The organism is Comamonas testosteroni (assembly GCF_014076415.1).
GTDB classification, from domain to species: domain Bacteria; phylum Pseudomonadota; class Gammaproteobacteria; order Burkholderiales; family Burkholderiaceae_C; genus Comamonas; species Comamonas testosteroni_F.
Genome location: NZ_CP043568.1, coordinates 1,308,696 through 1,334,922 on the forward strand (window position 1 = coordinate 1,308,696; position 26,227 = coordinate 1,334,922).

At 61.7% G+C, this 26,227-nt stretch carries 23 protein-coding genes; 12 read left to right on the forward strand and 11 right to left on the reverse strand.

Translation table 11 applies throughout. The annotated features are described in order from the left end of the window. Positions 1 to 12 precede the first annotated feature (12 nt). Genes nuoL through F0P97_RS05980 form a run of 5 tightly spaced genes read left to right on the forward strand, consistent with a single transcriptional unit; the run spans position 13 to position 5,942 of the window. Entirely contained in the window at positions 13 to 2,049 is a 2,037-nt protein-coding gene (gene nuoL / locus F0P97_RS05960) for an NADH-quinone oxidoreductase subunit L (RefSeq protein ID WP_182286032.1), read from the forward strand. A gap of 16 nt (positions 2,050 to 2,065) precedes the next feature. Next, entirely contained in the window at positions 2,066 to 3,541 is a 1,476-nt protein-coding gene (locus tag F0P97_RS05965; protein WP_182286033.1) for an NADH-quinone oxidoreductase subunit M, read from the forward strand. Positions 3,542 to 3,565: 24 nt separating this feature from the next. Continuing rightward, a complete protein-coding gene (gene nuoN, locus F0P97_RS05970) occupies positions 3,566 to 5,059 on the forward strand; it encodes an NADH-quinone oxidoreductase subunit NuoN (RefSeq protein ID WP_182286034.1) in 1,494 nt (497 codons plus the stop codon). A 56-nt stretch (positions 5,060 to 5,115) separates the two neighbouring features. Continuing rightward, positions 5,116 to 5,421, forward strand: coding sequence for a DUF2818 family protein (locus tag F0P97_RS05975; protein WP_003057814.1), 306 nt, complete (start codon positions 5,116 to 5,118; stop codon positions 5,419 to 5,421). Between the two features lie 8 nt (positions 5,422 to 5,429). Further along, positions 5,430 to 5,942: a DUF1178 family protein gene (locus tag F0P97_RS05980; protein WP_182286035.1), complete on the forward strand. Its 513-nt coding sequence runs from the start codon at positions 5,430 to 5,432 to the stop codon at positions 5,940 to 5,942. A gap of 50 nt (positions 5,943 to 5,992) precedes the next feature. On the opposite strand, the gene F0P97_RS05985 is transcribed toward F0P97_RS05980, so the two are convergent. The 4 genes from F0P97_RS05985 to F0P97_RS06000 all read right to left on the reverse strand — a co-directional run bounded on the left by F0P97_RS05985 (position 5,993) and on the right by F0P97_RS06000 (position 8,665). Continuing rightward, the gene (locus F0P97_RS05985) at positions 5,993 to 6,781 is read right to left on the reverse strand and encodes an anti-sigma factor family protein (protein WP_182286036.1); all 789 of its coding nucleotides are present in this window, start codon (positions 6,779 to 6,781) and stop codon (positions 5,993 to 5,995) included. Positions 6,782 to 6,792: 11 nt separating this feature from the next. After that, complete coding sequence (locus F0P97_RS05990) at positions 6,793 to 7,320, reverse strand: RNA polymerase sigma factor (RefSeq protein ID WP_182286037.1); 528 nt, start codon at positions 7,318 to 7,320, stop codon at positions 6,793 to 6,795. Next, positions 7,321 to 7,710, reverse strand: a complete 390-nt coding sequence (locus F0P97_RS05995; RefSeq protein ID WP_182286038.1) for a hypothetical protein — start codon at positions 7,708 to 7,710, stop codon at positions 7,321 to 7,323. Positions 7,711 to 7,916: 206 nt separating this feature from the next. Then, positions 7,917 to 8,665 (reverse strand): IS5 family transposase gene (locus F0P97_RS06000; RefSeq protein WP_420093890.1). Its coding sequence is split into 2 segments (ribosomal slippage): positions 7,917 to 8,338 and positions 8,338 to 8,665, totalling 750 coding nucleotides; the frame shifts between segments, so codons are not numbered across the junction. 582 nt (positions 8,666 to 9,247) lie between these two features. Between F0P97_RS06000 and F0P97_RS06005 the strand changes: the two genes are divergently transcribed. The 7 genes from F0P97_RS06005 (at position 9,248) to F0P97_RS06035 (ending at position 17,579) form a co-directional block, all read left to right on the forward strand. After that, entirely contained in the window at positions 9,248 to 10,018 is a 771-nt protein-coding gene (locus F0P97_RS06005) for an ABC transporter ATP-binding protein (protein ID WP_003064407.1), read from the forward strand. 120 nt (positions 10,019 to 10,138) lie between these two features. After that, positions 10,139 to 10,858, forward strand: coding sequence for an ABC transporter ATP-binding protein (locus tag F0P97_RS06010; RefSeq protein WP_182286039.1), 720 nt, complete (start codon positions 10,139 to 10,141; stop codon positions 10,856 to 10,858). 55 nt (positions 10,859 to 10,913) lie between these two features. Beyond that, positions 10,914 to 12,110, forward strand: coding sequence for an ABC transporter substrate-binding protein (locus F0P97_RS06015; RefSeq protein ID WP_034378762.1), 1,197 nt, complete (start codon positions 10,914 to 10,916; stop codon positions 12,108 to 12,110). 48 nt (positions 12,111 to 12,158) lie between these two features. After that, positions 12,159 to 13,043: a branched-chain amino acid ABC transporter permease gene (locus F0P97_RS06020; RefSeq protein ID WP_003057801.1), complete on the forward strand. Its 885-nt coding sequence runs from the start codon at positions 12,159 to 12,161 to the stop codon at positions 13,041 to 13,043. A gap of 12 nt (positions 13,044 to 13,055) precedes the next feature. Next, the gene (locus tag F0P97_RS06025) at positions 13,056 to 14,048 is read left to right on the forward strand and encodes a branched-chain amino acid ABC transporter permease (protein ID WP_003076467.1); all 993 of its coding nucleotides are present in this window, start codon (positions 13,056 to 13,058) and stop codon (positions 14,046 to 14,048) included. A gap of 223 nt (positions 14,049 to 14,271) precedes the next feature. Next, positions 14,272 to 16,716: a membrane-bound PQQ-dependent dehydrogenase, glucose/quinate/shikimate family gene (locus F0P97_RS06030; RefSeq protein ID WP_182286040.1), complete on the forward strand. Its 2,445-nt coding sequence runs from the start codon at positions 14,272 to 14,274 to the stop codon at positions 16,714 to 16,716. A gap of 182 nt (positions 16,717 to 16,898) precedes the next feature. After that, complete coding sequence (locus F0P97_RS06035) at positions 16,899 to 17,579, forward strand: TetR family transcriptional regulator (protein ID WP_182286041.1); 681 nt, start codon at positions 16,899 to 16,901, stop codon at positions 17,577 to 17,579. Here the strand turns inward: F0P97_RS06035 and F0P97_RS06040 are convergent. The 7 genes from F0P97_RS06040 to F0P97_RS06070 all read right to left on the reverse strand — a co-directional run bounded on the left by F0P97_RS06040 (position 17,568) and on the right by F0P97_RS06070 (position 26,220). Then, positions 17,568 to 18,740, reverse strand: coding sequence for a lipocalin-like domain-containing protein (locus F0P97_RS06040; protein ID WP_182286042.1), 1,173 nt, complete (start codon positions 18,738 to 18,740; stop codon positions 17,568 to 17,570). The two genes, F0P97_RS06035 and F0P97_RS06040, sit on opposite strands and share 12 nt — an antisense overlap. A gap of 62 nt (positions 18,741 to 18,802) precedes the next feature. Next, positions 18,803 to 19,243, reverse strand: a complete 441-nt coding sequence (locus F0P97_RS06045; RefSeq protein ID WP_182286043.1) for a VOC family protein — start codon at positions 19,241 to 19,243, stop codon at positions 18,803 to 18,805. An 87-nt stretch (positions 19,244 to 19,330) separates the two neighbouring features. Continuing rightward, positions 19,331 to 21,979: an FtsX-like permease family protein gene (locus tag F0P97_RS06050; protein WP_232538136.1), complete on the reverse strand. Its 2,649-nt coding sequence runs from the start codon at positions 21,977 to 21,979 to the stop codon at positions 19,331 to 19,333. Continuing rightward, positions 21,976 to 22,710 carry an ABC transporter ATP-binding protein gene (locus F0P97_RS06055; RefSeq protein WP_182286044.1) on the reverse strand — a complete coding sequence of 245 codons (735 nt, stop codon included), beginning with the start codon at positions 22,708 to 22,710 and terminating at the stop codon, positions 21,976 to 21,978. The genes F0P97_RS06050 and F0P97_RS06055 overlap by 4 nt, the downstream gene beginning before the upstream one ends. Before the next feature lie 38 nt (positions 22,711 to 22,748). Next, positions 22,749 to 23,756: a tRNA (adenosine(37)-N6)-dimethylallyltransferase MiaA gene (gene miaA / locus F0P97_RS06060; protein WP_182286045.1), complete on the reverse strand. Its 1,008-nt coding sequence runs from the start codon at positions 23,754 to 23,756 to the stop codon at positions 22,749 to 22,751. A gap of 126 nt (positions 23,757 to 23,882) precedes the next feature. Next, positions 23,883 to 25,205, reverse strand: coding sequence for a sulfatase (locus tag F0P97_RS06065; protein WP_182286046.1), 1,323 nt, complete (start codon positions 25,203 to 25,205; stop codon positions 23,883 to 23,885). Between the two features lie 16 nt (positions 25,206 to 25,221). After that, a complete protein-coding gene (locus F0P97_RS06070; protein ID WP_182286047.1) occupies positions 25,222 to 26,220 on the reverse strand; it encodes a tripartite tricarboxylate transporter substrate-binding protein in 999 nt (332 codons plus the stop codon). Positions 26,221 to 26,227: the final 7 nt, after the last annotated feature.

Here is a 26,227-nt window from a genome sequence, read left to right on the forward strand (position 1 = left end):
GGTTCTCAAGAAATGAGTCAAACCCTTTCTGCATCCATGCTGCTTGCGGTGCCGTTGGCACCGCTGGTCGGCTCCGCACTCGCGGGTATCTGGGGCACGGCCTTTGGCGGCAACAAGATTGGTCGCACCGGCAGCAGTTCCCTGACGATTCTGAGCGTGCTCCTGGCCTTCGTTCTGTCGGCTCTCACGTTCCAGGCTGTCGTGTTCGACGGCGCAAAGTTCAACGAAACCATCTACACCTGGATGGTTGTCGGTGGCCTGAAGATGGAAGTCGGTTTCCTGATCGACTCCATCACGGCCATGATGATGTGCGTGGTGACCTTTGTGTCGCTGATGGTTCACATCTACACCATGGGCTACATGGAAGAGGATGACGGCTACAACCGTTTCTTCTCCTATATCTCGCTGTTCACCTTCTCCATGTTGATGCTCGTGATGAGCAACAACCTGCTGCAGCTGTTCTTCGGCTGGGAAGCCGTGGGTCTGGTGTCCTATCTGCTGATCGGCTTTTACTACAAGAAGCCCACGGCCATCTTCGCGAACCTGAAGGCCTTCCTGGTCAACCGCGTGGGTGACTTCGGCTTCATTCTGGGTATCGGCTTGATCGCTGCCTACACCGGCACGCTGAACTACTCTGAAATCTTCGCCAAGCTGCCCGAGATCCAGAACACCCAGCTGCCCGGTACGGGCTGGCTGCTGGTGACCGTGACTGCCATCTGCCTGTTCATCGGCGCGATGGGCAAGTCGGCCCAGTTCCCGCTGCACGCCTGGCTGCCGGACTCCATGGAAGGCCCCACACCTATCTCCGCGCTGATTCACGCGGCGACCATGGTGACGGCTGGTATCTTCATGGTGTCGCGCATGTCCCCTCTGTATGAGCTGTCGGATGTTGCGCTGAACTTCATCCTGGTGATCGGCTCCATCACAGCGCTGTTCATGGGTATCCTGGGCATCATCCAGAACGACATCAAGCGCGTGATTGCGTACTCCACGCTGTCCCAGCTGGGCTACATGACCATCGCTCTGGGTGTGTCGGCCTACTCGGTGTCCGTGTTCCACCTGATGACCCACGCCTTCTTCAAGGCTCTGCTGTTCCTCGGTGCCGGCTCCGTCATCATGGGCATGCACCACAATCAGGACATCCGCTGGATGGGCGGCGTGCGCAAGTACATGCCCATCACCTGGATCACCTTCCTGCTGGGTAATCTCGCACTGATCGGCACGCCGTTCTTCTCGGGCTTCTACTCCAAGGATGCCATCATCGAGGCGGTTCATGCTTCCAACCTGCCTGCTGCCGGCTTTGCCAATTTTGCAGTGCTGGCTGGTGTGTTCATCACGGCTTTCTACTCCTTCCGTCTGTACTTCATCGTCTTCCACGGCAAGGAACGCTACGACCAGAACCCCGATGCCCACCATGATGACCACCACGGTCATGACGACCACGGCCATGGCCATGATGCCAAGCCCCACGAGTCGCCTCTGGTGGTGACCGGTCCTCTGGTGCTGCTGGCCATTCCTTCGGTGGTGATTGGTGCGATTGCATTGATGCCCATGCTGTTTGGCGACTTCTTCAAGGGCGTGATCCACGTCGATGGCTCCAAGCATGGCGCCATGGCCGAACTGGCCGAGCAGATCCACGGCTGGGTGCCCATGGCGCTGCACGGCTTCACGGCTGCACCGTTCTGGCTGGCTCTGGCCGGTGTGGTGGTGTCCTATGTGTTCTACATGGTCAAGCCCGAGATTCCTGCCGCCATCATGGCTTTCTCCAAGAAGATTGGTCTCTACCAGGTTCTGGAAGGCAAGTACGGCGTGGACTGGGTGTACGAGAACATCTTCGCCCGCGGCTCCCGTGCCTTCGGTACCTTCTTCTGGAAGGCCGGCGATCAGGCCATCATCGATGGCGCCATCGTGAACGGCTCCTGGAAGCTCATGGCCAAGTTCGGTCAGTGGGTGCGCGGCCTGCAAACAGGCTATCTCTATCACTACGCGTTGGTCATGCTGCTGGGTATCGTTGCCCTCATGACGTACTTCGTGTGGCTCAACAAGTAGTAGGGGAAGAACAAAAATGGGTTTGTTGAGTCTTTCTATCTGGGTGCCGATTGCTTTTGGCGCCCTCCTGCTGGCCTTCAGCAAAGAAGGGCAGGCCAACGCGGTGCGCTGGCTGGCACTGATCGGTGCGCTGATCGGTTTTGCGGTGACCATTCCTCTGGTCACCGGCTTCGACACCACGACTGCCAATATGCAGTTTGTGGAGAACGCGCTCTGGATCGAGCGCTTCAACATCCACTACCACCTGGGCGTGGATGGCATCTCCATGTGGTTTGTGCCGCTGACGGCCTTCATCACCGTCATCGTGGTGATCGCCTCCTGGACCAGCATCACCGAGCGCGTCAACCAGTACATGGCCGCTTTCCTGATCCTGTCGGGTCTGATGATCGGTGTGTTCGCGTCTCTGGACGGCATGCTGTTCTACGTGTTCTTCGAAGCGACTCTGATCCCGATGTATCTGATCATCGGTATCTGGGGTGGTCCGAACAAGATCTACGCGGCCTTCAAGTTCTTCCTGTACACCTTGATGGGCTCGCTGCTCACGCTGGTCGCTCTGATCTATCTGTACACCCAGTCGGGCGGCAGCTTCGAGATCCTGGACTGGCACAAGCTGCCCCTGTCCGGTACCGCACAGACGCTGATCTTCTTCGCCTTCTTCGCCGCTTTTGCGGTGAAGGTGCCCATGTTCCCGGTCCACACCTGGCTGCCCGACGTTCACGTTGAAGCCCCTACAGGCGGCTCCGCCGTGCTGGCCGCCATCATGCTGAAGCTGGGTGCCTATGGTTTCCTGCGCTTCTCCCTGCCCATTGCTCCCGATGCGGCGCATGAGTGGTCGGGCCTGATGATCACGCTGTCGCTGATTGCCGTGATCTATGTGGGTGTGGTTGCTCTGGTGCAGAAGGACATGAAGAAGCTGGTTGCTTATTCGTCCGTGGCTCACATGGGCTTTGTGACCCTGGGCTTCTTCATGTTCAACAACCTGGGCATCTCCGGTGGCCTGGTGCAGATGATTGCCCACGGTTTCGTGTCCGGCGCCATGTTCCTGTGCATCGGCGTGCTGTACGACCGCGTTCACTCGCGCGAAATCGCCGCTTACGGGGGTGTGGTCAACACCATGCCCAAGTTCGCTGCCTTTGCCCTGCTGTTCGCCATGGCCAACTGCGGTCTTCCTGCAACCGCCGGTTTTGTGGGCGAGTGGATGGTGATCCTGGGTGCCGTGCAATACAACTTCTGGATTGGTCTGGGCGCTGCAACCGCTCTGATCTTCGGCGCTGCCTACACCCTGTGGATGTACAAGCGCGTGTACCTGGGTGCCGTGGCCAACGACCATGTGGCTGAACTCAAGGACATCAACTGCCGCGAATTCCTGGTGCTGGGCCTGCTGGCCGCGGCCGTGCTGGTCATGGGTCTGTATCCCAAGCCCTTCACCGATGTGATGGATGTGTCTGTGGCAGAGCTCATCAAGCATGTGGCTGTGAGCAAGCTCAACTGACCAGACTGAAACGAGAGACACGAGATGATTGACAACATCAGCTGGCTGGCGATCTACCCGGAGATCACTCTCCTGGTCATGGCCTGCGTCATTGCCTTGGTGGACCTGGGCGTCAAGAGCGCCCGTCGCACCGGCACCTATGTTCTGACCATGCTCACCCTGCTTGTCGTGGCGGTGATGCAGGGCATGTACGCCGCGAGCGGCAATACCTTCTACGGCTGGGGCAACATGGTTGTCTCGGACGCCATGGGCAACTGGCTCAAGTGCTTTGCCACTATCGCCGTGATGATCACCATGGTCTACGGCCGCCCTTATGCGGCCGAGCGCGACATGCTGCGTGGCGGTGAGTTCTTCACACTGTCCATGCTGGCCCTGCTGGGCATGTTCATCATGATCAGTGGCAACAATTTCCTGGTCCTGTATCTGGGCCTGGAGTTGCTGACACTGTCCAGCTATGCGCTGGTGGCTCTGCGCCGTGACCACACCGTGTCCGTCGAAGCCGCCATGAAGTACTTCGTTCTGGGTGCCATGGCTTCCGGTTTCCTGCTGTACGGCATGTCCATGCTCTACGGTGCCACGGGTTCGCTGGATATCGGACAGGTCTTCAAGGCCATCAATTCCGGTGAAATCAAGCACCAGGTGCTGGTCTTCGGTCTGGTCTTCGTGGTCGCTGGTCTGGCCTTCAAGCTGGGTGTGGTTCCCTTCCACATGTGGGTGCCCGACGTTTACCAGGGTGCACCTACCGCCATCACCGCCCTGATCGGTGGCGCGCCCAAGCTGGCTGCCTTTGCCATGACCATCCGCCTGCTGGTGGACGGCCTGCTGCCGCTGGCCATCGATTGGCAGCAGATGCTGATGGTTCTGGCCGTCTGCTCGCTGCTCATCGGTAACCTGGCCGGTCTGCAGCAGACCAACCTCAAGCGCATGCTGGCTTACTCGACTATTTCCCAGATGGGCTTTGTGCTGCTGGGTCTGATGTCGGGTGTGGTGGACGGCAAGGTCGATCCTGCCACCGTCGAAAACGCCTACAGCTCGGCGATGTTCTACATCGTGACCTATGTGCTGACGGCCCTGGCTTCCTTCGGCGTGATCCTGCTGCTGGCCCGTGAAGGCTTTGAAAGCGAAGAGATCGCTGATCTGGCCGGCCTGAACCAGCGCAGCCCGCTGTATGCCGGCGTGATGGCGATCTGCCTGTTCTCCATGGCTGGTATTCCTCCGCTGGTCGGCTTCTACGCAAAGCTGTCCGTGCTGCAGGCCCTGGTCGCTTCGGGCAGCAGCCTGTACATCGGTCTGGCCGTGTTTGCCGTGATCATGTCGCTGATCGGTGCCTTCTATTACCTGCGTGTGGTCAAGGTCATGTACTTTGATGCTCCAATCACTGCCACCAGCGTGTCTGCTCCTCTGGATGTGCGCGTTATGCTGACTATCAACGGTGCGCTGGTTCTGCTGCTGGGTATCCTGCCCGGCGGTCTGATGGCCTTGTGCGCTGACGCCGTTGTGCGTGCCCTGGCTTCCTGATAAGACGAACGTGATGAGGGCTTGATGCCCTCATCGCTTTTTCTAGGAATGGCTTTGTGTCTATAACCGCCTCTATCTGGCTCATCATCTTGGCTGCCCTTGTGGCAGCCAATTTGCCTTTTATCAACCAGCGTCTGGGCATCGTCGGCCCCGTCATGGCCGGTCGCAAGCCGCTGTGGGTGCGTCTGCTGGAAATGATTGCCCTGTACTTGCTGGTGGGCGGTCTTGGTCTGTTGCTGGAGCGTCGCGCCGGTCAGATATCTCCCCAAGGCTGGGAGTTTTATGCCATTACTGCTACGCTGTTTTTGACGCTGGCATTTCCCGGCTTCGTTTATCGCTATCTGGTTCACCGCAAGGGTTGAGTGGCGCCATGAAAGTGCTTGATCTTCACTGCCCTGCAGGCCATGTCTTTGAAGGCTGGTTTGCTTCGGAAGATGATTTTCAGAATCAGCTGCAGCGCAAGCTGGTGGAGTGTCCTGTTTGCGGCGACAGTGATGTGACCAAGCGCTTGAGTGCTCCCCGTCTCAATCTGGGCGCACAGCCGCCCAAAGCTGCCCAGGCTGCGAAACCAACGCCTGTCGCAGCGCCGGAGTTTCCCGTCGCCGTACCCGAGATCAGTGCCGAGGCGCGGGCACATCTTCAATCCGTTCATGCCGCCTGGATGCAGTGGTCGCGCCAGGTCGCGCAGAATACCGAGGACGTCGGCAAAAAATTTGCCGAAGAGGCGCGTCGCATTCACTATGGTGAAACCGAGGAACGCGCCATTCGGGGTCAGACCAGTGCCCGGGAGGCCATGGAGTTGCTGGAAGAGGGCATTGGCGTCCTGCCCCTGGCCTTGCCCGAGTCGGCCAGTGGCGAAGGCGGCAGCGGCAGCCTGCAATAACAAATCCTGCCTCGGGTCACTCCTCTTCAGGGTGTGAGCGATCTGCGGCTTCAGTTCAGCTGCTGATAGACCGCGTTGGCCAGAGTCTGCAGGCGCTCGCGTGGCAGGGAGGCACTCAAGGCATAGCCTTGCCGGCCGTCGATCCAGTAGAAACCATGGCTTGCACCGTCGCTGCTCCATTGAAACGAGGCGGGGGCGGAGGTGGCAGCAGTCCCGGGTTTGAGCACCGAGACATACAGAGTGACGCGTTGGCCGGTCTGATCCTCGTACATGAACTGGGCGCGGGCCTGACCGGTCTCTCCGGGCAGCAGCCGCCCGCCCATGAGATGAAAGCCCTGGGCTTCCAGCACCGGGGGCTTGAGCGCAACGCCCAGCCGCTTGGACAGCCACTGCACCAGATGCGCCTGCTGCTGCGCCGCTACCTCGACGGGGTGGCGCTGCTCGGGCACATAGACGGCATGGGCCGCCGCCGCCTCGCGGACAAAGCCTGGCAACTGCACGGCCGTGTCGGCTGGCAGCAATCCGGATTTTTGCCGGCCCGCACCATAGCCCAGACCCAGGCCCACGCTGAGCATGATGCCTGCGGCCAGCGCATGTTGCCAGCGCCATTGCAGCGCCGGCTTTTGCAGGGATAGCATGAGCCGGGGTGGAACCGGCTCTTCGAGCAATTGCACGTGCAGAGCCTGAAGCCCCGCATTCTGGGCCTGAATGGCGGCCATGCGCGCTGCTTCTTCGGGGTGTTCGGCCAGCCATTGCGCTACGGCCGCAGCAGCATCGGGCTGCAACTCTCCATCCACCCAGGCATGCAGCGTGGCTTCGTCGGGGCGCTGGGGTGTCATTGCACTTTCCTTCATTTGACAGCCCTCAACAAGGTCGTCGCGGGTCTTTCTCCTTCCATGAGGCGCCTGAGTTGCTCGCGGGCGCGCGAGAGGCGCGACATCACCGTTCCCACGGGAACGCCCAGCATCTGCGCGGCTTCGCCATAGCTGAACTGCTCCATGCCGATCAGCAGCAATACCTCGCGGGCCTGCGGCGTGAGATGGGACAGGGCCCGCTCCAGATCCAACTGCAGCGTCAGTCTGGGCATGGGGTCGTGGGGCGTGTCCTGGGCCTGGTCAAGCGCCACCATGCGATGCCGCGAGGACTGCTGCCACTGATTGGCATAGAGGTTGTGCATCAAGGTCAGCAGCCAGCTGAGCAAGGCCTTTTGCACCTGCTCGGCCGAGGCCGCAGCCGGGGGCTGCCACAGGGCCCATTTCTGGCAGGCGCGCTCCAGGGTGTCCTGCACCAGATCGTCTGCCAGCGCGGCATCGCCCGCCAGCGCACGCGCATAGCGGCGTAGGCGGGGAATATGGACCAGGGCGGCGTCGACCTTCACTCAAGGCTTGGCGACATGCCAGCTATTGTTGAGGAAGCCGTCACCCGTCTTGTCGCCGGGCTTGGCATCCTTGGCCCAGTGATAGAGGGGGCGGCCTTTGTAAGCCCATTGCTTGCTGCCGTCGTCGCGCATCACCACGCCCCAGTCGCCGATAGGCGCCGCATTCGCGGGGGCCATCAAAGGCGGCCAGTTGGTGGCGCAGCCGCCGTTGCAGACGCTTTTGCCGGAGCCTGCGGCATCCTTGTCAAAGACGTAGAGCGTCATCTGGGTCGGTCCTACCAGTACACCATTGAGGGTGGTGGCTGGAGACTTGGCCGGGGCGGCCGGGCCGCTCGAGCAGGCTGCCAGCAGGGCAGCGGAAACTAGCGTCAGAGAAGCGATGCGAAACATAAGGTCTCTCCTTGTGGTTGACCTGCAGTAAACAGTTCTGCACGGGGTTTTATTCCATGCGTTTTCATGCAAGAACTCAAGAGCAGCGCAGCCGGTTTCTTGGACACGGACTTCTACGTCGATGGCCAAATATTTTGATAGCTGCTATCGCACCCTAGCTATGTGCTTCAAAAATAAAAAAATATGAAACTAGGACGTGTTGAGATTTAACGTGAATTGATCACAGCCGATGCCAGCGTGATGACAGCAGCGAAGCTGCTGTCTGTCTTGTCGCTGCGCATTGCAATGCGCTTGAACTCCTTGAGCTTGCAAAAGAAGTTCTCGATCAAGTGCCGCCACTTGTAGACCTCTATATCAATCTGCAAGGGCGCTCGACGATTGGCCTTTTGTGCAATCACCACTTGGCAACCCTGTGCCAGCAAGTGTTGCTTCAGCCAGTCTGCGTCAAACGCTTTGTCGGCCAGCAATGTCCGCAGGTCTATGCCTTCGAGCAGCTGTTCTACACCTTGAAGATCATGCCGTTGGCCTGGCAGCAACACAAATCGGATCAAGTTTCCAAGGGCATCCGTCAGCGCCAATATCTTGGTGGTCAAACCACCTCGACTGCGACCTATGGCCTGGCTCGCAGACCCCCTTTTGCACCCTGTCCATGCCTGTGCACTCGCACAATCGTTGCATCCACCATCACGTATTCCATGTCCGGTTGATCGCTGACCGCGTCAAACAGCTTTTGAAAGACATCAGCTTTGACCCAGTCGCGAAACCGTTTGAAGACGGTGTTCCACTTGCCAAATTCAGGCGGCAGATCTCGCCAAGGGCTACCTGTACGCGCAACCCAAAGCACTGCTTCCAAGAACAGTCGATTGTTGGAGCCACTGCGTCCTCGATCCCCAATCTTCCCTAAACACAATGGGCTCATACGAGCCCATTGTTCATCTGTCAAAACGTATCGCATCACAGCGCGATTGTGACGCCACCCCGGAAGGTAAAAATCAAATCTCAACAGACCCTAATATGGGTAAAGCGCAGATAGCTTCTGAATCAATAGCGGTATGGCCAATCTTTGTCGCCCTGGGTTTTTAAGGGCGACAAATAGCAAGCATATTTGTGGGCATTGGGCTAGTAACCTAGTTACCCCAGTGGGAATTGAACGACTCAGGGTTTACGGCATCAGGGCCAATCTGGGGAGCGCTGGGCCATGGGGTGCATTTCGCCCAGTTTTATTAATATTGATAGCGCAATACATATAAGGCATAAGCTTTTTACTCATTCCGAAGTGGATGCTGACATTCCGGGGGGATGCCGCTGTCTCTGGCGTGACTTGCAGTTGCGATGAGTTTGAAGTTTGTAGTTACTTCTATTTTTGCCATTTGTTTTATGGAGGATTAGGGAAAGCATGAGTCCGATGGCTCTTCATTCCTAGGAGTTTCCCGCTGCGGCACTGCAGCATGAAAGACCAAGATGCCGCTCAGGCAGAGGAAGCACAGCAAGTTGCTCCCCTCTTTGTTTTGCAGCATTCAGGACTGACGGCCAGCGCATGAGCGACCTTATTCTCGAAACCAGGCAACTCACCAAAGAGTTCAAAGGCTTTACCGCCGTCAGCAAGGTGGATCTGGCCGTGCAGCGTGGCTCCATTCACGCGCTGATCGGACCCAATGGCGCTGGCAAGACCACTTGCTTCAATCTGCTGACCAAGTTTCTGGAGCCCACTTCCGGGAGCATCCAGTTCAATGGGCTGGACATTACCCGCGAGGCGCCGGCGCAGATTGCGCGGCGCGGCGTAATTCGCTCGTTTCAGATTTCCGCCGTGTTTCCGCACTGCACCCTGCTGGAGAACGTGCGTATCGGCCTGCAGCGCAAGCTGGGCACGGCCTATCAGTTCTGGACCAGCGAGAAAACGCTCAATCAGCTCAATGACCGCGCCATGGAGTTGCTGACCGAAGTCGGCCTGCAGGATCTGGCCGATGAAGTCACCGTGAACCTGCCCTATGGTCGCAAGCGTGCCCTGGAGATTGCGACCACGCTGGCCATGGAGCCCGAGCTGATGCTGCTGGACGAACCCACGCAGGGCATGGGCCACGAAGATGTGGACCGCGTGACGCAGCTCATCAAGAAGGTCTCGGCCGGCCGCACCATCCTGATGGTGGAGCACAACATGAAGGTGATCGCCACCATCGCTGATCGCATTACCGTGCTGCAGCGCGGCGCCGTTCTGGCTGAAGGGCGCTACGAAGAGGTTTCCCGCAATCCGCAGGTGATGGAAGCCTATATGGGGACCACGGATGGGCAGCTTCAGGGGGCGCATTAGTGGCTCCCCCTGTGCCGCTCACGCGGCGTCCCCCTGAGGGGGACAACACCATCGCTGCGGGGCGGCCCTTGCTTGGTGTTTCTGACTTGGGTTCGTGCCAGTTTTGAGATCAGATGAACAATGAATAAGACAAGTACTCCGGCGCTGGAAATTTCGGGACTCAATGCCTGGTATGGCGAGTCCCATGTGCTGCACGGCATGGACCTGGTGGTCAATCCCGGCGAGGTGGTGACCCTGCTGGGCCGCAATGGCGCGGGGCGCACTTCCACGCTGCGCGCCATCATGGGGCTGACCGGCTCGCGCAAGGGCTCGATCAGGATCAACGGCGTGGAAACCGTTCACATGCCCACGCACAAGATCGCCCACCTGGGCGTGGGCTACTGCCCCGAGGAGCGCGGCATTTTCTCCAGCCTGTCCTGTGAAGAGAATCTGATGCTGCCGCCGCCGCTCAAGACCGGCGAGCCGGGGATGAGCATCGACGAGATCTACCAGATGTTCCCCAATCTCTATGAGCGCAGGAACAGCCAGGGCACGCGCCTGTCGGGCGGCGAGCAGCAGATGCTGGCCGTGGCGCGCATTCTGCGCACGGGCGCACGCCTGTTGCTGCTCGACGAGATTTCCGAAGGCCTGGCCCCCGTCATCGTCCAGACCCTGGCTCGCATGATCACCACGCTGCGCGAAAAGGGCTACACCGTGGTGATGGTGGAGCAGAACTTCCGCTTTGCCGCGCCGCTGGCAGACCGCTTCTATGTGGTCGAGCACGGCCATGTCGCCTTGCGCTTCGGAGCCGGCGAACTGGACGAGAAGATGTCCGTGCTCAACGAGCTGCTGGGTGTCTGAGTCTGCAGGCAATTCCCATTCGTTCATAACAAAGACCCAACCCGTGGAGATAAAGATGAAAGCAAAACTGAGCGTTCTCTCATGCATGCTGGCCGTGGCCGGTCTGTCCAGCCCCTTGGCCCAGGCCCAGGAAAAGGTGAAGATCGGTTTCGTCACCGATATGTCCAGCCTGTACGCCGACGTGGAGGGCAAGAACGGTGCGGTCGCCATGCAGATGGCGATTGACGACTTCGGTGGCAAGGTCCTGGGCCAGCCCATCGAGCTGGTCAGCGCAGACCACCAGAACAAGGCCGACATCGCTGCCTCCAAGGTGCGCGAATGGATTGATACGCAGGGTATCTCCATGGTCTTCAGCGGCACCAACTCCGGCACGGCGCTGGCGGTGTCCCAGATCGCCAACGAGAAAAAGCGCGTTCACTTCAACAGCGGCGCGGGCTCTTCCGCGCTGACCAACGAGCAGTGCAACCCCTATACCGTGCACTACGCCTACGACACCGTGGCCCTGGCCAAGGGCACGGGCGGTGCGGTGGTGGATCGCGGCGGCAAGGACTGGTTCTTCCTGACAGCCGACTATGCGTTCGGCCAGGCTCTGGAGGCCGACACCACCAAGGTCATCAACGCCAAGGGCGGCAAGGTGCTGGGCTCGGTCAAGCATCCGCTCAATGCTTCGGACTTCTCGTCCTTCCTGCTGCAGGCGCAAAGCTCCAAGGCCCATATCCTGGGTCTGGCCAATGCGGGCGGCGACACCATCAATGCCATCAAGGCCGCCAAGGAGTTCGGCATCAACAAGACCATGAAGACCGCCGGTCTGCTGGTCTTCCTGACCGACATCCACAGCCTGGGTCTGAAGAACACCGAAGGCCTGCTGCACACCACCAGCTGGTACTGGGACATGAACGACGAATCGCGCAAGTTCGCCAACAAGTTCTTTGCCAAGACCAAGCGCATGCCTACCGATGTGCAGGCCGCCGACTACTCGGCCGTGATGAACTATCTGAAGGCTGTCGAAGCGGTGAAGACCACCAATGCCGACAAGGTGATGGCCCACCTCAAGAGCACGCCCATCAACGACTTCTACGGCAAGGGCGTGATCCGTCCCGACGGCACTTTCGCCCACGATATGTATCTGGTCGAAGCCAAGAAGCCCAGCGAATCCACCAAGCCCTGGGACTACCTCAAGGTGCTGACCAAGCTGCCTGCAGATACGGTCTGGACCACCAAGGCCGAAACCAAGTGCGCGCTCTGGAAGTAATGGCTCTTTCGGTTTGATGCACACCTCACCCTCACCAGCGTATCTCTCATGGAAATCTTCGGCGTTTCATTGCCCGGCCTGATGAGCCAGCTCCTTCTGGGGCTGGTCAACGGTTCGTTCTACGCAATTCTGAGTCTGGGCCTGGCCGTGATCTTCGGCCTGCTCAATGTCATCAACTTTGCGCATGGCGCCCTGTTCATGCTGGGGGCCATGTGCACCTGGATGGCCATGAGCTATTTCGGCATCAACTACTGGGTGATGCTGATCCTGTCGCCGGTGCTGGTGGGGATTCTGGGGGTGTTGATCGAGCGCTTCTTGCTGCGCTGGATCTACAAGCTCGATCATCTCTACGGCCTGCTGCTGACGCTGGGGCTGTCGCTGCTGATCGAGGGGGTGTTCCGCTCCGTATATGGCGTCTCGGGCCTGGGCTATGACACGCCCGAGCTGCTTGAAGGCGCGACCAATCTGGGCTTCATGATCCTGCCCAATTACCGTGCCTGGGTGGTCGTGGCTTCCATCGTGGTGTGCGTGGCAACCTGGTTTGTGATCGAGAAGACGCGCATCGGTGCCTATCTGCGTGCCGGCACCGAAAACCCGCGCCTGGTCGAGGCTTTCGGCGTCAACGTGCCCGTGATGATCACGCTGACCTATGCCTTCGGTGCGGCGCTGGCGGCTTTTGCCGGCGTGCTGGCCGCTCCCGTCTACCAGGTCACGCCGCTGATGGGGCAGAACCTGATCATCGTGGTGTTTGCCGTGGTGGTGATCGGCGGCATGGGCTCCATCATGGGCTCCATCCTCACCGGTCTGGCGCTGGGCGTCATCGAAGGGCTGACCAAGGTTTTCTGGCCCGAGGCATCGTCCACCGTCGTGTTTTTCATCATGGTCATTGTTTTGCTGATTCGCCCCGCTGGCTTGTTCGGTAAAGAAAAATAAGAGGGGCACGACATGAAATCCAAGACGCTTGTTCAACGCATTGCCCCCGTGGGCTATGGCCTGCTGCTGCTGGGCCTGATCGTCGCGCCCTTCCTCGGTGCCTATCCGGTTTTTGTCATGAAGCTGATGTGCTTTGCACTGTTTGCTTCGGCCTTCAATCTCTTGCTGGGCTATACGGGTCTGCTGTCCTTCGGCCACGCCGCGTTTCTGGGCGGCGCGGCCTATGTGGCGGGCTACACCATCAAGGCCTGGGGCTTTACGCCCGAAGTCGGCATGTTGCTGGGGACGGTGGTCGGCGCTCTGCTGGGCCTGATCTTTGGCTGGCTGGCCATTCGCCGGCAGGGCATTTATTTCTCCATGATCACGCTGGCGCTGGCGCAGATGCTGTTCTTTGTCGCGCTGCAGGCCAAGTTCACAGGCGGCGAAGACGGCCTGCAGGGCGTGCCGCGCGGCAAGCTGTTCGGCGTGATCGATCTGAGCAGCGACCTGGTCATGTACTACGTGGCGCTGATCATCGTGGCGGCGGCCTTTTTGCTCATCGTGCGCACCATTCACTCGCCGTTCGGGCAGGTGCTCAAGGCCATCAAGGAAAACGAGCCACGAGCCATCTCGCTGGGCTATGACGTCAACCGCTTCAAGCTGCTGGCCTTTGTGATCTCGGCTGCACTGACAGGTTTGGCGGGCTCGCTCAAGACGCTGGTGTTGGGCTTTGCCACCTTGTCCGATGTGCACTGGACCACCTCCGGCCATGTGATCCTGATGACGCTGATGGGGGGGCTGGGCACGCTTTCCGGTCCGTTGCTGGGTTCGGCCGTCGTCGTGGCGCTGGAAAACAAGATCGGCGAGTTCGGTACCTTTCTTGCACACACCACGGGAGTGGAATGGTTTGGCACGCTGGGCGAGTCGGTCACCATCGTCACCGGCCTGATCTTTGTGCTGTGTGTGCTGCTGTTCCGCAAGGGCATCATGGGCGAGCTGATCGCCTGGCTGCAACGTCGCAAATAAGGCGCTTCACTCTCCCTTCCAAGGCCGCATCTGCGGCCTTTTTTATTGCCATGACTCAGTTCAGGGGAGGGCAATTTTCAGAGATTTCTGAAACTGCTGGTACACGTTTGCAAGCGATGGACTTTATTTCTCACAACAATGGACTTTTTTTCTCATTTCAAAAAATGCCTGAGTGCAGCCGGATGCCGGTGCGCGTGCAGGCGCATACAGTTCGAGGTTCGATATGACACATCGGGAGCAGGCGCAGCCCTTGGCCGCGCGCATCTGGCTCTGGGTTCTGGGGGCGGCGCTGGCGCTTGCCGGCCTGTTCTTCTTGATAGGTGGTGGCAAGCTCATCAGCCTGGGCGGCAGCTGGTACTTTTTGCTCGCTGGCCTGGGGCTGCTGCTGTCCGGTGTGCAACTGGTTCGCCGCCGAGCCAGCGGTGCATGGCTTTACCTGAGCACTTTCGGCGCGACCGTGTTGTGGGCACTGGCCGAAGTGGGTCTGGATTACTGGAGCCTGATTTCGCGTCTGCTGGCCTTGACCTTTGCTGCCGTGGTGGTGCTGGCCAGCATGCCCTTGCTACGTAGTGCTGGTGAGCCGGGCAAGGCGTCGTCCAGCAAGCTGCCATTTGCTGCAGCGGCGGTCATGCTGGTGGCTGGCATGGCGGCCTTTGTGTCCATGTTCCAGATTCACCCCGAGGTGCAGACCCAGTCTGCCGTGGCACGCAGGCCCGTGGATGCGGCCAGCGAGCAAAAGGACTGGAGCCATTACGGCAACAGCAGCAACAACGACCGCTTTGCCGCGCTGGATCAGATCAACGTGGACAACGTGAACCAGTTGCAGGTGGCCTGGACTTTTCGCACTGGCGACGTACCCAAGTCCACAGGCGCCGGGGCTGAAGACCAGACCACACCGCTGCAGGTGGGCGACAAGGTGTTTGTCTGCACGCCCAGCAACAACGTGATTGCGCTGGACGTCGATACCGGCAAGCAGCTGTGGCGTCATGACACCAACTCCCATGTGGGCGGTGTGTGGGAGCGCTGCCGCGGACTGGCCTACTTCGATGCGGATGCCGCACTGGTCCAGCCCAGCGTGCCGGGATCGACTCCTGCGCAGGCGGTGAGCCTGCCTGCCGGCGCTGCCTGCAAGCGCCGCATTCTCATGAACACCATCGATGCACGGCTGTTTGCCATCAACGCAGACAACGGCGATCTGTGCGGCGAGTTTGGCGATCACGGCGTGGTCGACCTCAAGCAGGGCATTGGCAATGTCTCCAATCCCGCCTTCTACACCCAGACATCGGCCCCCACGGTGGCCGGCACCACGGTGGTGGTCGGCGGCCGCGTGGCCGACAACGTGCAGGTGGACATGCCCGGTGGCGTGATTCGCGGCTTCGATGTGATGACCGGCGCACAGCGCTGGGCGTTCGACTCCGGCTCGGCTACGCCCAATGAAGTGCTCAAACCCGGCGAGACCTACACCCGCTCATCGGCCAATGTCTGGGCGGGAACGACCTACGACCCGAGTTCCAATACGGTGTACCTGCCCATGGGATCGGCTTCGGTGGACCTGTATGGCGCCACGCGCTCTGCAGCGGACCTGAAGTACGGTGCCTCCATCCTCGCGCTGGATGCTGCCACGGGCAAGGAGAAATGGGTGTACCAGACCGTGCACAACGACTTGTGGGACTTCGACCTTCCCATGGCTCCCACACTGATCGATTTCCCTTTGCAGGACGGCAAGACGACGCCAGCGCTGGTGGTCGGTACCAAGGCCGGTCAGATCTTCGTGCTGGACCGCCACAGCGGCAAGCCGCTGACCAAGGTGGAAGACATTGCCGTCAAGCCCGGTCATATTCCCGGCGAAAAGTACGCCCCGACCCAACCCCTGTCCGTGGGCATGCCGCAGATCGGTACCAAGACCCTGACCGAAGCCGATATGTGGGGCGCGACGCCGGTGGATCAGCTGATCTGCCGCATCAAGTTCAAGTCCATGCGCTATGAAGGCCTGTTCACCGCGCCTGGCACCGATGTGTCGCTGAGCTTCCCGGGTTCGCTGGGCGGCATGAACTGGGGCGGCCTGTCTGCGGACCCCGGCAACAATCTGATCTTTGTGAACGACATGCGTCTGGGCCTGTGGGTGCAGATGATGCCCCAGCAGAAAAAGGACAAACTGTCCGACGGTGGGGAAGCGCCCAACACCGGCATGGGTCAGGTGCCGCTGGGCGGCACTCCCTATGCGGTGATCAAGGACCGCTTCATGTCGCCTCTGGGCATTCCTTGCCAGAAGCCTCCGTTCGGCACGCTGACCGCCATCGACATGAAGACCCAGCAAGTGGTCTGGCAGGTGCCCGTGGGCACGGTGCAGGATCAAGGCCCCATGGGCATCAAGATGCGCGCGCCCATGCCTGTTGGCTTGCCCACACTGGGCGGTACGCTGGCGACCCAGGGCGGTCTGGTGTTCTTTGCCGGTACGCAGGATTACTATCTGCGTGCCTGGGATAGCGCCACCGGCAGGGAAATCTGGAAGGGCCGTCTGCCTGTGGGCAGCCAGGGCGGCCCCATGACTTACAAGTCGCCCAGGACTGGCAAGCAGTATGTGGTCATCTCGGCCGGCGGTGCCCGTCAGTCGCCCGACCGCGGCGACTATGTGATTGCCTACGCGCTGCCGGATAGCGGCAAATAAGCACGGATGCATTGGACCGAACAGCCATGGCTCGTCAGAGCCATGGCTTTTTTCAGGTTCATCGCCGGGCAGCCCCAAGATGAAAGGCGCCCCCGACCACACGCAGTTGGGAGCATGGGAGCCTGTTTTCACGCCTGCGCTGCGTGTTACGCTGGCGCGCTTGAATCAATGGAGATGTGGTCGTGAGCGAGCAGCAAGGTCCTGAAAATTCACTGAGCCAGCAGCCTTCGGCAGACGCGGCATCGGCCGATATGCGCCGAGCCCTGCTGGACGCGGGCAAGACCGAGTTTGCCAATTACGGCTATGACGGAGCGCGGCTGGAACGCATTGCCGCCAAGGCGGGCTGCGCCAAGCGCATGCTCTACTACTACTTCGGCAACAAGAAAGACGTGTACCTCGCAGTCATAGAGCAGAGCTATTCGGATATTCGAGAATCGGAGGAGCAGCTCAATCTCGATGCGCTGGAGCCCTTGCAGGCGCTGCATGCGCTGGCTCAAAGGAGCTTCGAGTATCACGAGCAGAACCAGGAGTTCACGCGTCTGGTGCTGCAGGAGAATTTCCAGGGCGGCGAGATGCTGGGCCAGATCTCCAAGATCGAGCTGTTGCGCAAGGCGGCGCTGGAGCCTATCGAGCGCATCCTGCAGCGCGGCGTGGCGCAGGGGCTGTTCAGGGCGCAACTGACCGCTGTCGATGTCCATTATCTGATTTCGGCCCTGTCCGGCTTCCGCGTGGATCATGCTGCGACCTGGCAGAGCCTGCTGCAGGTCGATCTCTTGGGCGACAACTTGCGCCAGCGCCATCTGCAGCTGCTGCTCGATCAGCTCGGCGCTCTGGTGTGCGAGCCCCAGGCCCTAAAGCCTTAGCGCATTCGCATAGCCGGTCATTTCCAGGTAGCCGTTGCCCACGCGGACGCTTTTGCCGTCGGCGCCTATGCTGCGCAGCTCGCACAGACCCTCCCAGTAAATGGCGCCGGTGCTGGCGCGGCTGTCCAGTTCCTGGTCGTCCACCAGCGCATGAACCTCGAAACGGCCCGCCGGTGTCTGCACGCTCCAGGCCACAGGGTAACTTGCTTTGCTGTGCGGGCTGCTCCAGCGGCGCAGCGGTTCGAACCGTACCTGATCGGCGGCAAAGATTTGCGCGTTCTGGTTTGGCGCGCGGAATGAACCACCGGCCCAGAGCGCCGAGCCATTGCGTCGGCGCAGATGAAAGGCCGTGAGGGCGCTGCCGTCATCGAGGTTCATGCCTATCCAGTCCCAACCCTGAGCCTCCGGATCCATGATGGCCGCGCTGCATTCATGATCCAGCCAGGCGCGGTTGTGTGCGCTGGCTTGCACAGGCAGTTGCTGCCCGCCTACGGTGATGGAGCCGCCGACCTTGAGCTGGGGCTGGCTGTAGTAGTAGCTGGCCTGTTCCTCACGCGGGCCTTTGCGTGAAAGACCATTCAAGCCCTGCAGCAGCAGTGGCTGCGTGCTGTCAAATTCAAGATCCAGTATGAAGTCCTGGCTGCTCAGCAAAGCTCTGTAGCGGCAGGCTTCGCTGGCGCTTCGTCCTTTTACGGGTTGACGCTGGAGATACCAGTCGTTGATATGCACATCGGTATCGTTTTCGCCGGCTCCGGCCAAGCCCAGTCCCGCACGCGCCATGCGCTGGTCGTGGCGCAGCTTTTGGCCCTCGACATCGCACAGGGCCGCATGGGCAAAGATCAGCTGCTTGGCCGCGAGCGCCGATTGCAGGCCTTGCGCGGCTTCGATGCGCGAGCGAAAGAAAGTCAGCTGAAAGCCCCAGGGCTTGCCGCCGGCCTGCAACTGCCCTGTGATGTACCACCACTCCGTCTGCAGATCAGGGTGGCTGCCGAAGTCGCGCGGGAACTGCAGGGTCTTGAGCGGCAAAGCCATGCCTGGCAGAGGCAGGCCCAGGGTAGCCCAGCCCAGACCGGCAGCTGCCAGCGTCTGCAGGGACTGCCTGCGTGACAGGGCCGGCAGTGCCGGTTGCTGAGGCTGGGAGGTCGTGGGCTGATAAGGCATGGCCCATTGTCGCCCAGCCGATCAGGGCAATGCCATGACCTCCGGTGCTGCTTTGCGCTGCCTCAGCCAATGTCGATCAGGGGAACGATCACCATCCAGCTGACTCCGAAGCGGTCGGTCACCACGCCAAAACGACGCGCAAAAAACGTGGTATCCAGCGCCATCTGTACCTTGCCGCCCTGGCCGATGGCGGCAAAGATGCGGTCGGCCTCATTATCGCTGGGCGCGGTGATGGACAGAGAGAAGCCTTTGAAATCCGGCTTGCCTCTGTTCATGCCGTCAGATGCCATGATCTGCGTCTCGCCAATCTGGACATTGGCGTGCATGATTTTTTCGGGATCCATCTGGCCCGGGCCGCAGCCTTGCTGGCTCGATGACTCGGGTTGCGGAGGAGCATCCTTGTAGCGCATCAGCATGGTGATCTCGGCCCCCAGAGCGGCCTGGTAGAAATCCAGGGCCTCTTCGCAGCGACCGTCGAAAAAGAGATAGGGCTGGATTTGCATACGAACTCCTCGCAGGGGTTGAGGTTTCATTGTGCGCCGCGCCATGGCGCAATCATGTGAAAAACGCTGACAGGGGTGCAGGTATAGCTACCAGTCCTCCTTGACGGCCAGCACCGCGTCGGCACTGGCTGCCCGGCGCCCGGCCAGCCAGGCGGTGATGACGCCTGCCAGCACCACGGCAGCGCCCAGCGCCAGCAGGCGCAGCAGGGGCAGGCGCAGCTCCATGGTCCAGTGAAAGCTCTGCGGATTGACCACATGCACCAGGATCACCGCCACGCCCAGGCCCAGCAGCGTGCCCGCAATGGTGCCCAGCAGGGTCCAGGCCAGGCCCTCGGCGGCGACCACGCTCAGCACATTGCGGCGTGTCAGGCCCAGATGGGCCAGCAGCCCGAACTCCTTGCGCCTGGCCAGCACCTGGGCGCTGAAGCTGGCGGCAATGCCGAACAGGCCTATGCCTATGGCCACGGCCTGCAGCCAGTAGGTGACGGCAAAGCTGCGATCGAAAATGCGCAAGGAGCGCTCGCGCAGCGCCTGGCTGCTGACAAACTCCAGCGCAGGGGGCGACTGCCCCGGCGTGCCGAGTGCCTGCTCTATTGCTGCTTGCAGATCGGCGCCAGACAGCATGCTTTGGGACTCCGGCCAGACGGCGATCTCGCTGATCTGCGCTGCATTGCCTGCCTTTCCTACCAGCGCCAGATAGTCCTTCCAGTCCAGTGCCACGGCACCGAACTGACGCACATAGTCGCGCCATACGGATGCTATGTAAAAAGAAGCTTCTGACGCATGGTGGTCATGGGTTTGAAGGCCGAAAGCCTTGGAAAGCAGTGGCCAGCTGTCGCCGGGCTTCAAGCCATAGAGCTGGGCCACGGCTTCGCTGATGTGCACGGCAATGCCCGCGCGGGGCTGGCGCAGCGGCCCCTCCACCCAGGGAAGCTGCATGGCCTGCTCACCTTGAAGCGGGCGAATCAGCAGACTCAGGGCCGGACGTTCGGGGCTGAGTACCAGCTGGCTGCTGCGCATGGCCTGTGCTCGTTCTATGCCGGGTAGCTGCTCCAGGCGCTGCGCCGCATCGGCCGGCAGCAGGGCTGCATCGACACGGCTGGAGCCGCCGGCCGCGCGTACATACATGGGGGCGGGCAAAACGGCGTCCAGCCACTCCATCATGCTGCCGCGAAAGCTGGTGACCATCACCGTCAGGGCCACGGCCAGGCTCAGGCTGGCCACCACACCGCCCACGGCCACGGTAGTGGCGTGGCGCATGCGCCGCGCGCGCTCCAGCGCCAGCATGGCCAGCGGTTGGCGCGTGAAGGCGTCGGGTATCAGTCCCAGCACCACACCCAGCAGCCAGGGCAGGGCTGCCATGCCGCCCAGCAACAGCAGGCCCACGGCCATATAGGCGGCCAGCGGGACACCTGCCACCGGTGGCATTAAGGCCAGCATCAGGCTGGCTGCAAGCAGTGTCACAGCGGGCCACAGGCGCGGCGCTCTCTCATGCGTGCTGCCCAGTCCCTTGAGTGTGGCCGCAGGTGGCAGATCCATGGCGGCGCGTGCGGGCCACCAGGCACCGGCCAGCGTGGCGGCAAGGCCAAGCAGGCCAAATACCAGCGCCGCCACAGGGCTCCAGTGAAGGGCAGGCTGCACGCCGGCAAAGAATCCGCCGCCCAGATCGCCGCCCAGCACCTGCAGCGCCAGCCAGGCCAGTGCCGTACCCAGCGCGATACCGGCCAGGCTGCCCAGAGCCCCCAGCGCCAGCGCTTCCAGCAGCACCAGTGCCATGCGCTGGCGTGGAGTGGCCCCCAGCACGGCCAGCAGCGCAAACTGCGGCGCGCGCTGTGCCACGCTGAGCGCCAGCACCGAGAACACCAGAAACGCTCCCGTGAACAAGGCCACCAGGGCCAGCACAGTGAGGTTGACGCGATAGGCGCGCGACATCTCGCCCACGCGCTGCTGATCGTCGCTGGGCTGCTGGATCAGTATCTGATCTTGCCAGGCCGCCAGTGCGTGCAGGGCGGTGGCCACCTGGCTGCGGCTGGCGCTGTCGGTCAGCAATAGGTCCAGCCGGTCGATGCGGTCAAACAGGCCGAGCTTCTGCTGCAGTGCGGCAATGTCCATGACTGCGACCGGTGCGCCGCTGGCGGCGACCGTGCCTGCAATGCGCAACTGCTGGGCCTGGCCATTGAGCAACCATTGCATGGGTGCGTTGACAGCTTGTTCAGGACTCAGTCTCAGGGCCTGCAAGGCTGCAGCATTGAGAAACACGGCATCGGGTGCAAACAGATCCAGCCTGTCACCACCTTCAAACAGGCGCGGCATCAGGGCCGGGGCGACAGGTGCCAGTTTGAGGGCATCGCTGCCGAGCACGCGCAAGCTCACGCCCTGCGCTGCCCCTTGCGTGCCGCGCGTCTGCAAATCTGCCGCGCCGCCGGGCAGCAACACAGTGGTTTCGACCCAGGGCACGGCGCTGGCGACGCCCCGGACCTGCGCCACCTGCGGATAGAGTGCCAGCGGCAGGCCACCCTGCATGGCGTGCAGCTGAAGATCGGGCTGGCCGTTGACGCTGCGCACCGCCCTGGAGAATTCGTCCAGCGCCGACTGGTTGATCACATGGACGGCAAAGCCCAGCGCCACGCCCAGCATGATGGCAATCAGCGCCGTAGCCGTGCGCCAGGGGTGCTGGCGCAGCTCCTGCCAGGAGAAGCTGGTCAGCAGCAGAAGCAGCGGGGGGCGTGAAGTCACAGGCCTAACGATGTTTGCTGCGACACCGAGAGTTCGGCCTGCATGCCGCCTGCCGTCAGCCGCAGCACGCGGTCGGCTCGTCTGGCCGCTTCTGCGGAATGGGTGACCAGCACCAGGGCCGTGCCGTTGTCGCGGGTTTGCTGCAGCAGCAAATCCATGATCTGCTGGGCAGTGGACGGGTCGAGATTGCCCGTGGGCTCATCGGCCAGCAGCAGAGGCGGTGAATGCACCAGTGCACGCGCTATGGCCACGCGCTGCAGCTGGCCGCCGCTGAGCTGCTGGGGCAGGCGCTGGCCCAGACCAGCGAGTCCCACGGCTTGCAGCACCTGCTGCACGCGCTGCTGACCCTGGCCGTCCATGCGGCCCAGCAGCATCAGCGGCAGGGCAATGTTCTGCGCCACATCGAGATGGGGCAGGACATGAAAGGCCTGGAACACAAAGCCCAGATGCGCGCGCCGCCAGATGGCGCGGCGGGCTTCATCGAGCGTGGACAGATCAGTTCCGCTGTGCAGAACCCGGCCTTGCTGCCAGCTGTCCAGCCCGGCCAGGCAGTTGAGAAAGGTGGACTTGCCCACGCCGGAGTTGCCGACGATGGCGACAAACTCGCCGGCAGCGATCTCGCAGCTCACCTGCTCGAAGACCGTGGACTGCGCATCCGCCTCGCCATAGCGTTTGGCAAGGTCGCTGACCTGCAGCAGCGGATGTGCGTGGGATGAGTCGGTGGCAGCCATGCAGCGATCTTAACGATGGGCGGCTACGGGTGTAGTTCTTAGCTGGTGCCTTGCTGCGCTGCGTCAATGGCGGCCATGGCTGCATCCAGCAGTTGCTGCTGGGCGCCCGGTGCATCGCAGGCAATGGCATGGCGCTGGGGCATGGAGCGCAGCCAGGTGATCTGGCGCTTGGCCAGCTGGCGCGTGGAGGCGATGCCGCGCTCGCGCAGGCCAGCCATGTCCAGTGGCTTGCCGGGATCGGCCTCCAGAGCGTCCAGCACTTCCCAGGCCTGGCGATAGCCCACGCAGCGCATGGAGGGCAGGTTCAGATGCAGATCGCCGCGCGCGCGCAGGTGGCGCACTTCGTCGAGGAAGCCTTGCTCCAGCATCAGGTCAAAGCGCAGCGCAATGCGCTGGTGCAGCCAGGCTCGCTCTGCAGGCTCCAGCGAGAAAAGCGCGGTAACGCCCATCTGCTCTGCGGGACCTGCCTTGCTCTTGGTCGTGTGAAAGCTCGAAAGCGGCTTCCCCGACACATGCCAGACCTCCAGCGCGCGCTGAATGCGCTGGCTGTCGCCGGGGGCCAGGCGTGCTGCCGTGACGGGGTCCACCTCGGCCAGTCTGGCATGCATGACGGGCCAGCCGAGCTCGGCGGCCTGCGCGTCCAGCATGGCACGTACTTCGGGGTTGGCAGCGGGCATATCGTCCAGCCCGTCCATCAGCGCCTTGAAATACAGCATGGTGCCGCCCACCAGCAGAGGCAGGGCCTGGCGGGAGCGGATTTCCGCAACCAGCGTCTGCGTGTCGCGCACGAATTCGGCCGCGCTATAGGCCTGCAGCGGATCGATGATGTCGATGAGGTGATGCGGGACGGCGGCCAGCTCTGCCGCCGTGGGCTTGGCCGTGCCTATGTCCATGCCTTTGTAGACCAGGGCCGAATCCACGCTGATGATCTCGGCCTTCTGACCGCGTTGCGCCAGCCGCTCGGCCAATGCCAGCGCTGCCGCAGTCTTGCCCGAAGCAGTGGGGCCGGCAATGGCGATACAGGGCAGGGCGTGGGCAGCAGTCATGGGGCGAAATCCGTACAGGTCAAAGCACAAGAACCAATGACCGTCGGTCATTGGTTCTTGCTGGTCGTCAAGGATAACGCAGCCTGCCGCCTTGCGGCAGCGGCGGGACTTAGTGACCTGCCTCGCCTAGCCCTGGCTCAGTCGTGCCGGCACATAGCGGTCGGCCTGAATATCGGGCGAGAGGCCGTGGCTGTAGCTTTCAGCCGTGATCGGCAGCAACTGCTCGTTCCACTCCTCCCATTGCCTGCGCAGTCCGGCAAAGATTTCTGGCTGATGCTCCTTGAGATTGGCGCGCTCGCGGGCGTCCTCCTCCACATTGAACAAAAACTCGTTGTCGTTGATCTTGAGGTATTTCCAGGGACCCCGGCGCACGGCACGCTGGGCCTGGGATTTGTAGCGCCAGAACAGGCTGCGCTCGGTATTGGCTGCAGTGCCCTCCAGAATGGGCAGGATGTTCTGGCCGTCGCTGGGGAAGTCGGGGTGAGGTCTGGCGCCTGCTGCGGCCAGCAGCGTGGGCAGCCAGTCAAAGCTGGCCGTGACCTGCTCCTGGACCTGGGGCTGGATGCGGGCGCTCCAGCGCAGCAGCGTAGGTACGCGGATGCCGCCTTCCAGCAGCTCGGTCTTCTGGCCCGTGAAGGGCCAGGTCTTGGAAAAGCGTTCGCCACCGTTGTCGCTGGTGAAGATGACGATGGTGTTGTCGCCCAGGCCGCTGTCATCGAGCGCCTGCAGCACCTGGCCCACGGCCTTGTCCAGAGCCTCGACGATTTCGCCGTATTTCTTCAGGCTGCCGCCGTCGTAGTGAAACAGATCCTTGATGCTGTGCGCGACATGCTCGTCGTCGGGCCCTTCCCAGGGCCAGTGCGGCGCAGTGAAGTGCAGCGACAGGAAAAAAGGCTTGTCCTGGCCCCTGCGCTCATGCACATAGCGCGTGGCCTCATCCCCCAGGATGTAGGTGTAGTAGCCCGTGCGCTGCACGGGCTCGTTGCCTTGCCAGAGGTCGGGGCTGAATTGTTCGCCCACGCCGGGCTTGTGCGTGAAGTAGTCGATGGCACCGCTGTGGTTGCCGAAGAAATAGTCGTAGCCGCTGCGCTGCGGGCCATAGGCGGGCGGCTTGCCCAGATGCCATTTGCCGATCAATGCCGTGTCGTAGCCGGCCTGTTTGAGCAGCGATGGCAGCGTGGGGTGATCGGCCGGCAGGCCGAGTTGCGCGCCATGGCGTGCCAGCGGCTCTTCGAGTCCGGCCTGCAGCCGGTACTGATAGCGTCCGGTGATCAGCGCAATGCGTGTGGCCGAGCAGACGGCCGAGTTGGCATAGGCCTGATTGAAGCGCACGCCCTGGGCAGCAAGCCGGTCCAGATGCGGGGTCTTGAAATCGGTGGCGCCATAGACGCCCAGGTCGGCCCAGCCCAGATCGTCGGCGAGGATGAAAACGATATTCGGTGCAGTCATGAGTAGGTCGTTCTGCTTATTCGATGGCAAAGCCGGAGTTGGCGATCACGGGACGCCACTTGGCGATTTCGGCCACGCGCAACTGCTCCAGCGCCTGCGGCGTGCGCGGGTCGGGCTGCAGGGACAGCTCCGCCCATTTGGGCTGCAGCTTGGGGTCCAGCAACGCGTGGTTGACGGCGCGATTGACGGTGGCAATGGCTTCGGGCGAAGTGCCTTTGCGTGCCCACAGGCTGTACCAGCCGCTGCCTGTGGCCTTGGGGTAGCCGGCTTCGGCAAAGGTCGGCACATCGGGCAGTTCGCGACCGCGCTGGCTGCCGAAGGTGCCCAGAATGCGCACCTTGCCTTCCTTGTGCAGCGGAGCGAGCTCGCTGGTGGTCTGTATGGCGGAGGCCAGCTGGCCACTGATCAGATCGGTCATCATGGCCGGGCCACCCTTGTAGGGCACATGCACGATGTTGACGCCGGCCGCTTCGCCCAGCAGCAGTCCGAAGAAATGCGGCAGGCTGCCTACGGCAGGGCTGCCGAAGTTGGCTTTGTCGGGGTTGGCCTTGAGCCAGGCCACGTATTCCTGAATATTGCGCGCCGGATGCCTGGCGGGGACGGCCAGCCCGAACTGGAAATGCGCGAGCAGGCCCACCGGAGAGAAGTCGCGCGCAGGATCGTAGCCGGGCTTTTTGTAGACGATCTGCGAGAGCACCGGGGTGATCAGCGGCGCGATCAGATAGGTGCTGCCGTCGCTGGGGGCGTTGAGCAGCGTCTGTGCGGCAATCTGTCCGTTGGCGCCGGGCTTGTTGTCCACCACCACATAGTGGCTCTTGCCCAGTTGTGCGGCGATGCTTTCGGCCAGCACGCGTGCCAGCAGATCGATGCCGCCGCCTGCGCCAAAGCCCACCAGGATGCGGCTGGCCTGAGGGACGGCGGAGATCTCGGCTGCCTTGGCCAGAGAGTTCAAGGAGAAGCCAGCGGAGCTGGCGGCGAGCAGCGATTGCTGCAGGAAGAAGCGGCGGGAATGCATGGCTGGA

Excerpts from the sequence above, each read along its gene's own strand:
- nuoL (WP_182286032.1), top strand. The coding sequence starts at position 13 with ATGAGTCAAACCCTTTCTGCATCCATGCTGCTTGCGGTGCCGTTGGCA.
- F0P97_RS05965 (WP_182286033.1), top strand. The coding sequence starts at position 2,066 with ATGGGTTTGTTGAGTCTTTCTATCTGGGTGCCGATTGCTTTTGGCGCC.
- nuoN (WP_182286034.1), top strand. The coding sequence starts at position 3,566 with ATGATTGACAACATCAGCTGGCTGGCGATCTACCCGGAGATCACTCTC.
- F0P97_RS05980 (WP_182286035.1), top strand. The coding sequence starts at position 5,430 with ATGAAAGTGCTTGATCTTCACTGCCCTGCAGGCCATGTCTTTGAAGGC.
- F0P97_RS05985 (WP_182286036.1), bottom strand. The coding sequence starts at position 6,781 with ATGACACCCCAGCGCCCCGACGAAGCCACGCTGCATGCCTGGGTGGAT.
- F0P97_RS05995 (WP_182286038.1), bottom strand. The coding sequence starts at position 7,710 with ATGTTTCGCATCGCTTCTCTGACGCTAGTTTCCGCTGCCCTGCTGGCA.
- F0P97_RS06005 (WP_003064407.1), top strand. The coding sequence starts at position 9,248 with ATGAGCGACCTTATTCTCGAAACCAGGCAACTCACCAAAGAGTTCAAA.
- F0P97_RS06010 (WP_182286039.1), top strand. The coding sequence starts at position 10,139 with ATGAATAAGACAAGTACTCCGGCGCTGGAAATTTCGGGACTCAATGCC.
- F0P97_RS06015 (WP_034378762.1), top strand. The coding sequence starts at position 10,914 with ATGAAAGCAAAACTGAGCGTTCTCTCATGCATGCTGGCCGTGGCCGGT.
- F0P97_RS06020 (WP_003057801.1), top strand. The coding sequence starts at position 12,159 with ATGGAAATCTTCGGCGTTTCATTGCCCGGCCTGATGAGCCAGCTCCTT.
- F0P97_RS06025 (WP_003076467.1), top strand. The coding sequence starts at position 13,056 with ATGAAATCCAAGACGCTTGTTCAACGCATTGCCCCCGTGGGCTATGGC.
- F0P97_RS06030 (WP_182286040.1), top strand. The coding sequence starts at position 14,272 with ATGACACATCGGGAGCAGGCGCAGCCCTTGGCCGCGCGCATCTGGCTC.
- F0P97_RS06040 (WP_182286042.1), bottom strand. The coding sequence starts at position 18,740 with ATGCCTTATCAGCCCACGACCTCCCAGCCTCAGCAACCGGCACTGCCG.
- F0P97_RS06045 (WP_182286043.1), bottom strand. The coding sequence starts at position 19,243 with ATGCAAATCCAGCCCTATCTCTTTTTCGACGGTCGCTGCGAAGAGGCC.
- F0P97_RS06055 (WP_182286044.1), bottom strand. The coding sequence starts at position 22,710 with ATGGCTGCCACCGACTCATCCCACGCACATCCGCTGCTGCAGGTCAGC.
- miaA (WP_182286045.1), bottom strand. The coding sequence starts at position 23,756 with ATGACTGCTGCCCACGCCCTGCCCTGTATCGCCATTGCCGGCCCCACT.
- F0P97_RS06065 (WP_182286046.1), bottom strand. The coding sequence starts at position 25,205 with ATGACTGCACCGAATATCGTTTTCATCCTCGCCGACGATCTGGGCTGG.
- F0P97_RS06070 (WP_182286047.1), bottom strand. The coding sequence starts at position 26,220 with ATGCATTCCCGCCGCTTCTTCCTGCAGCAATCGCTGCTCGCCGCCAGC.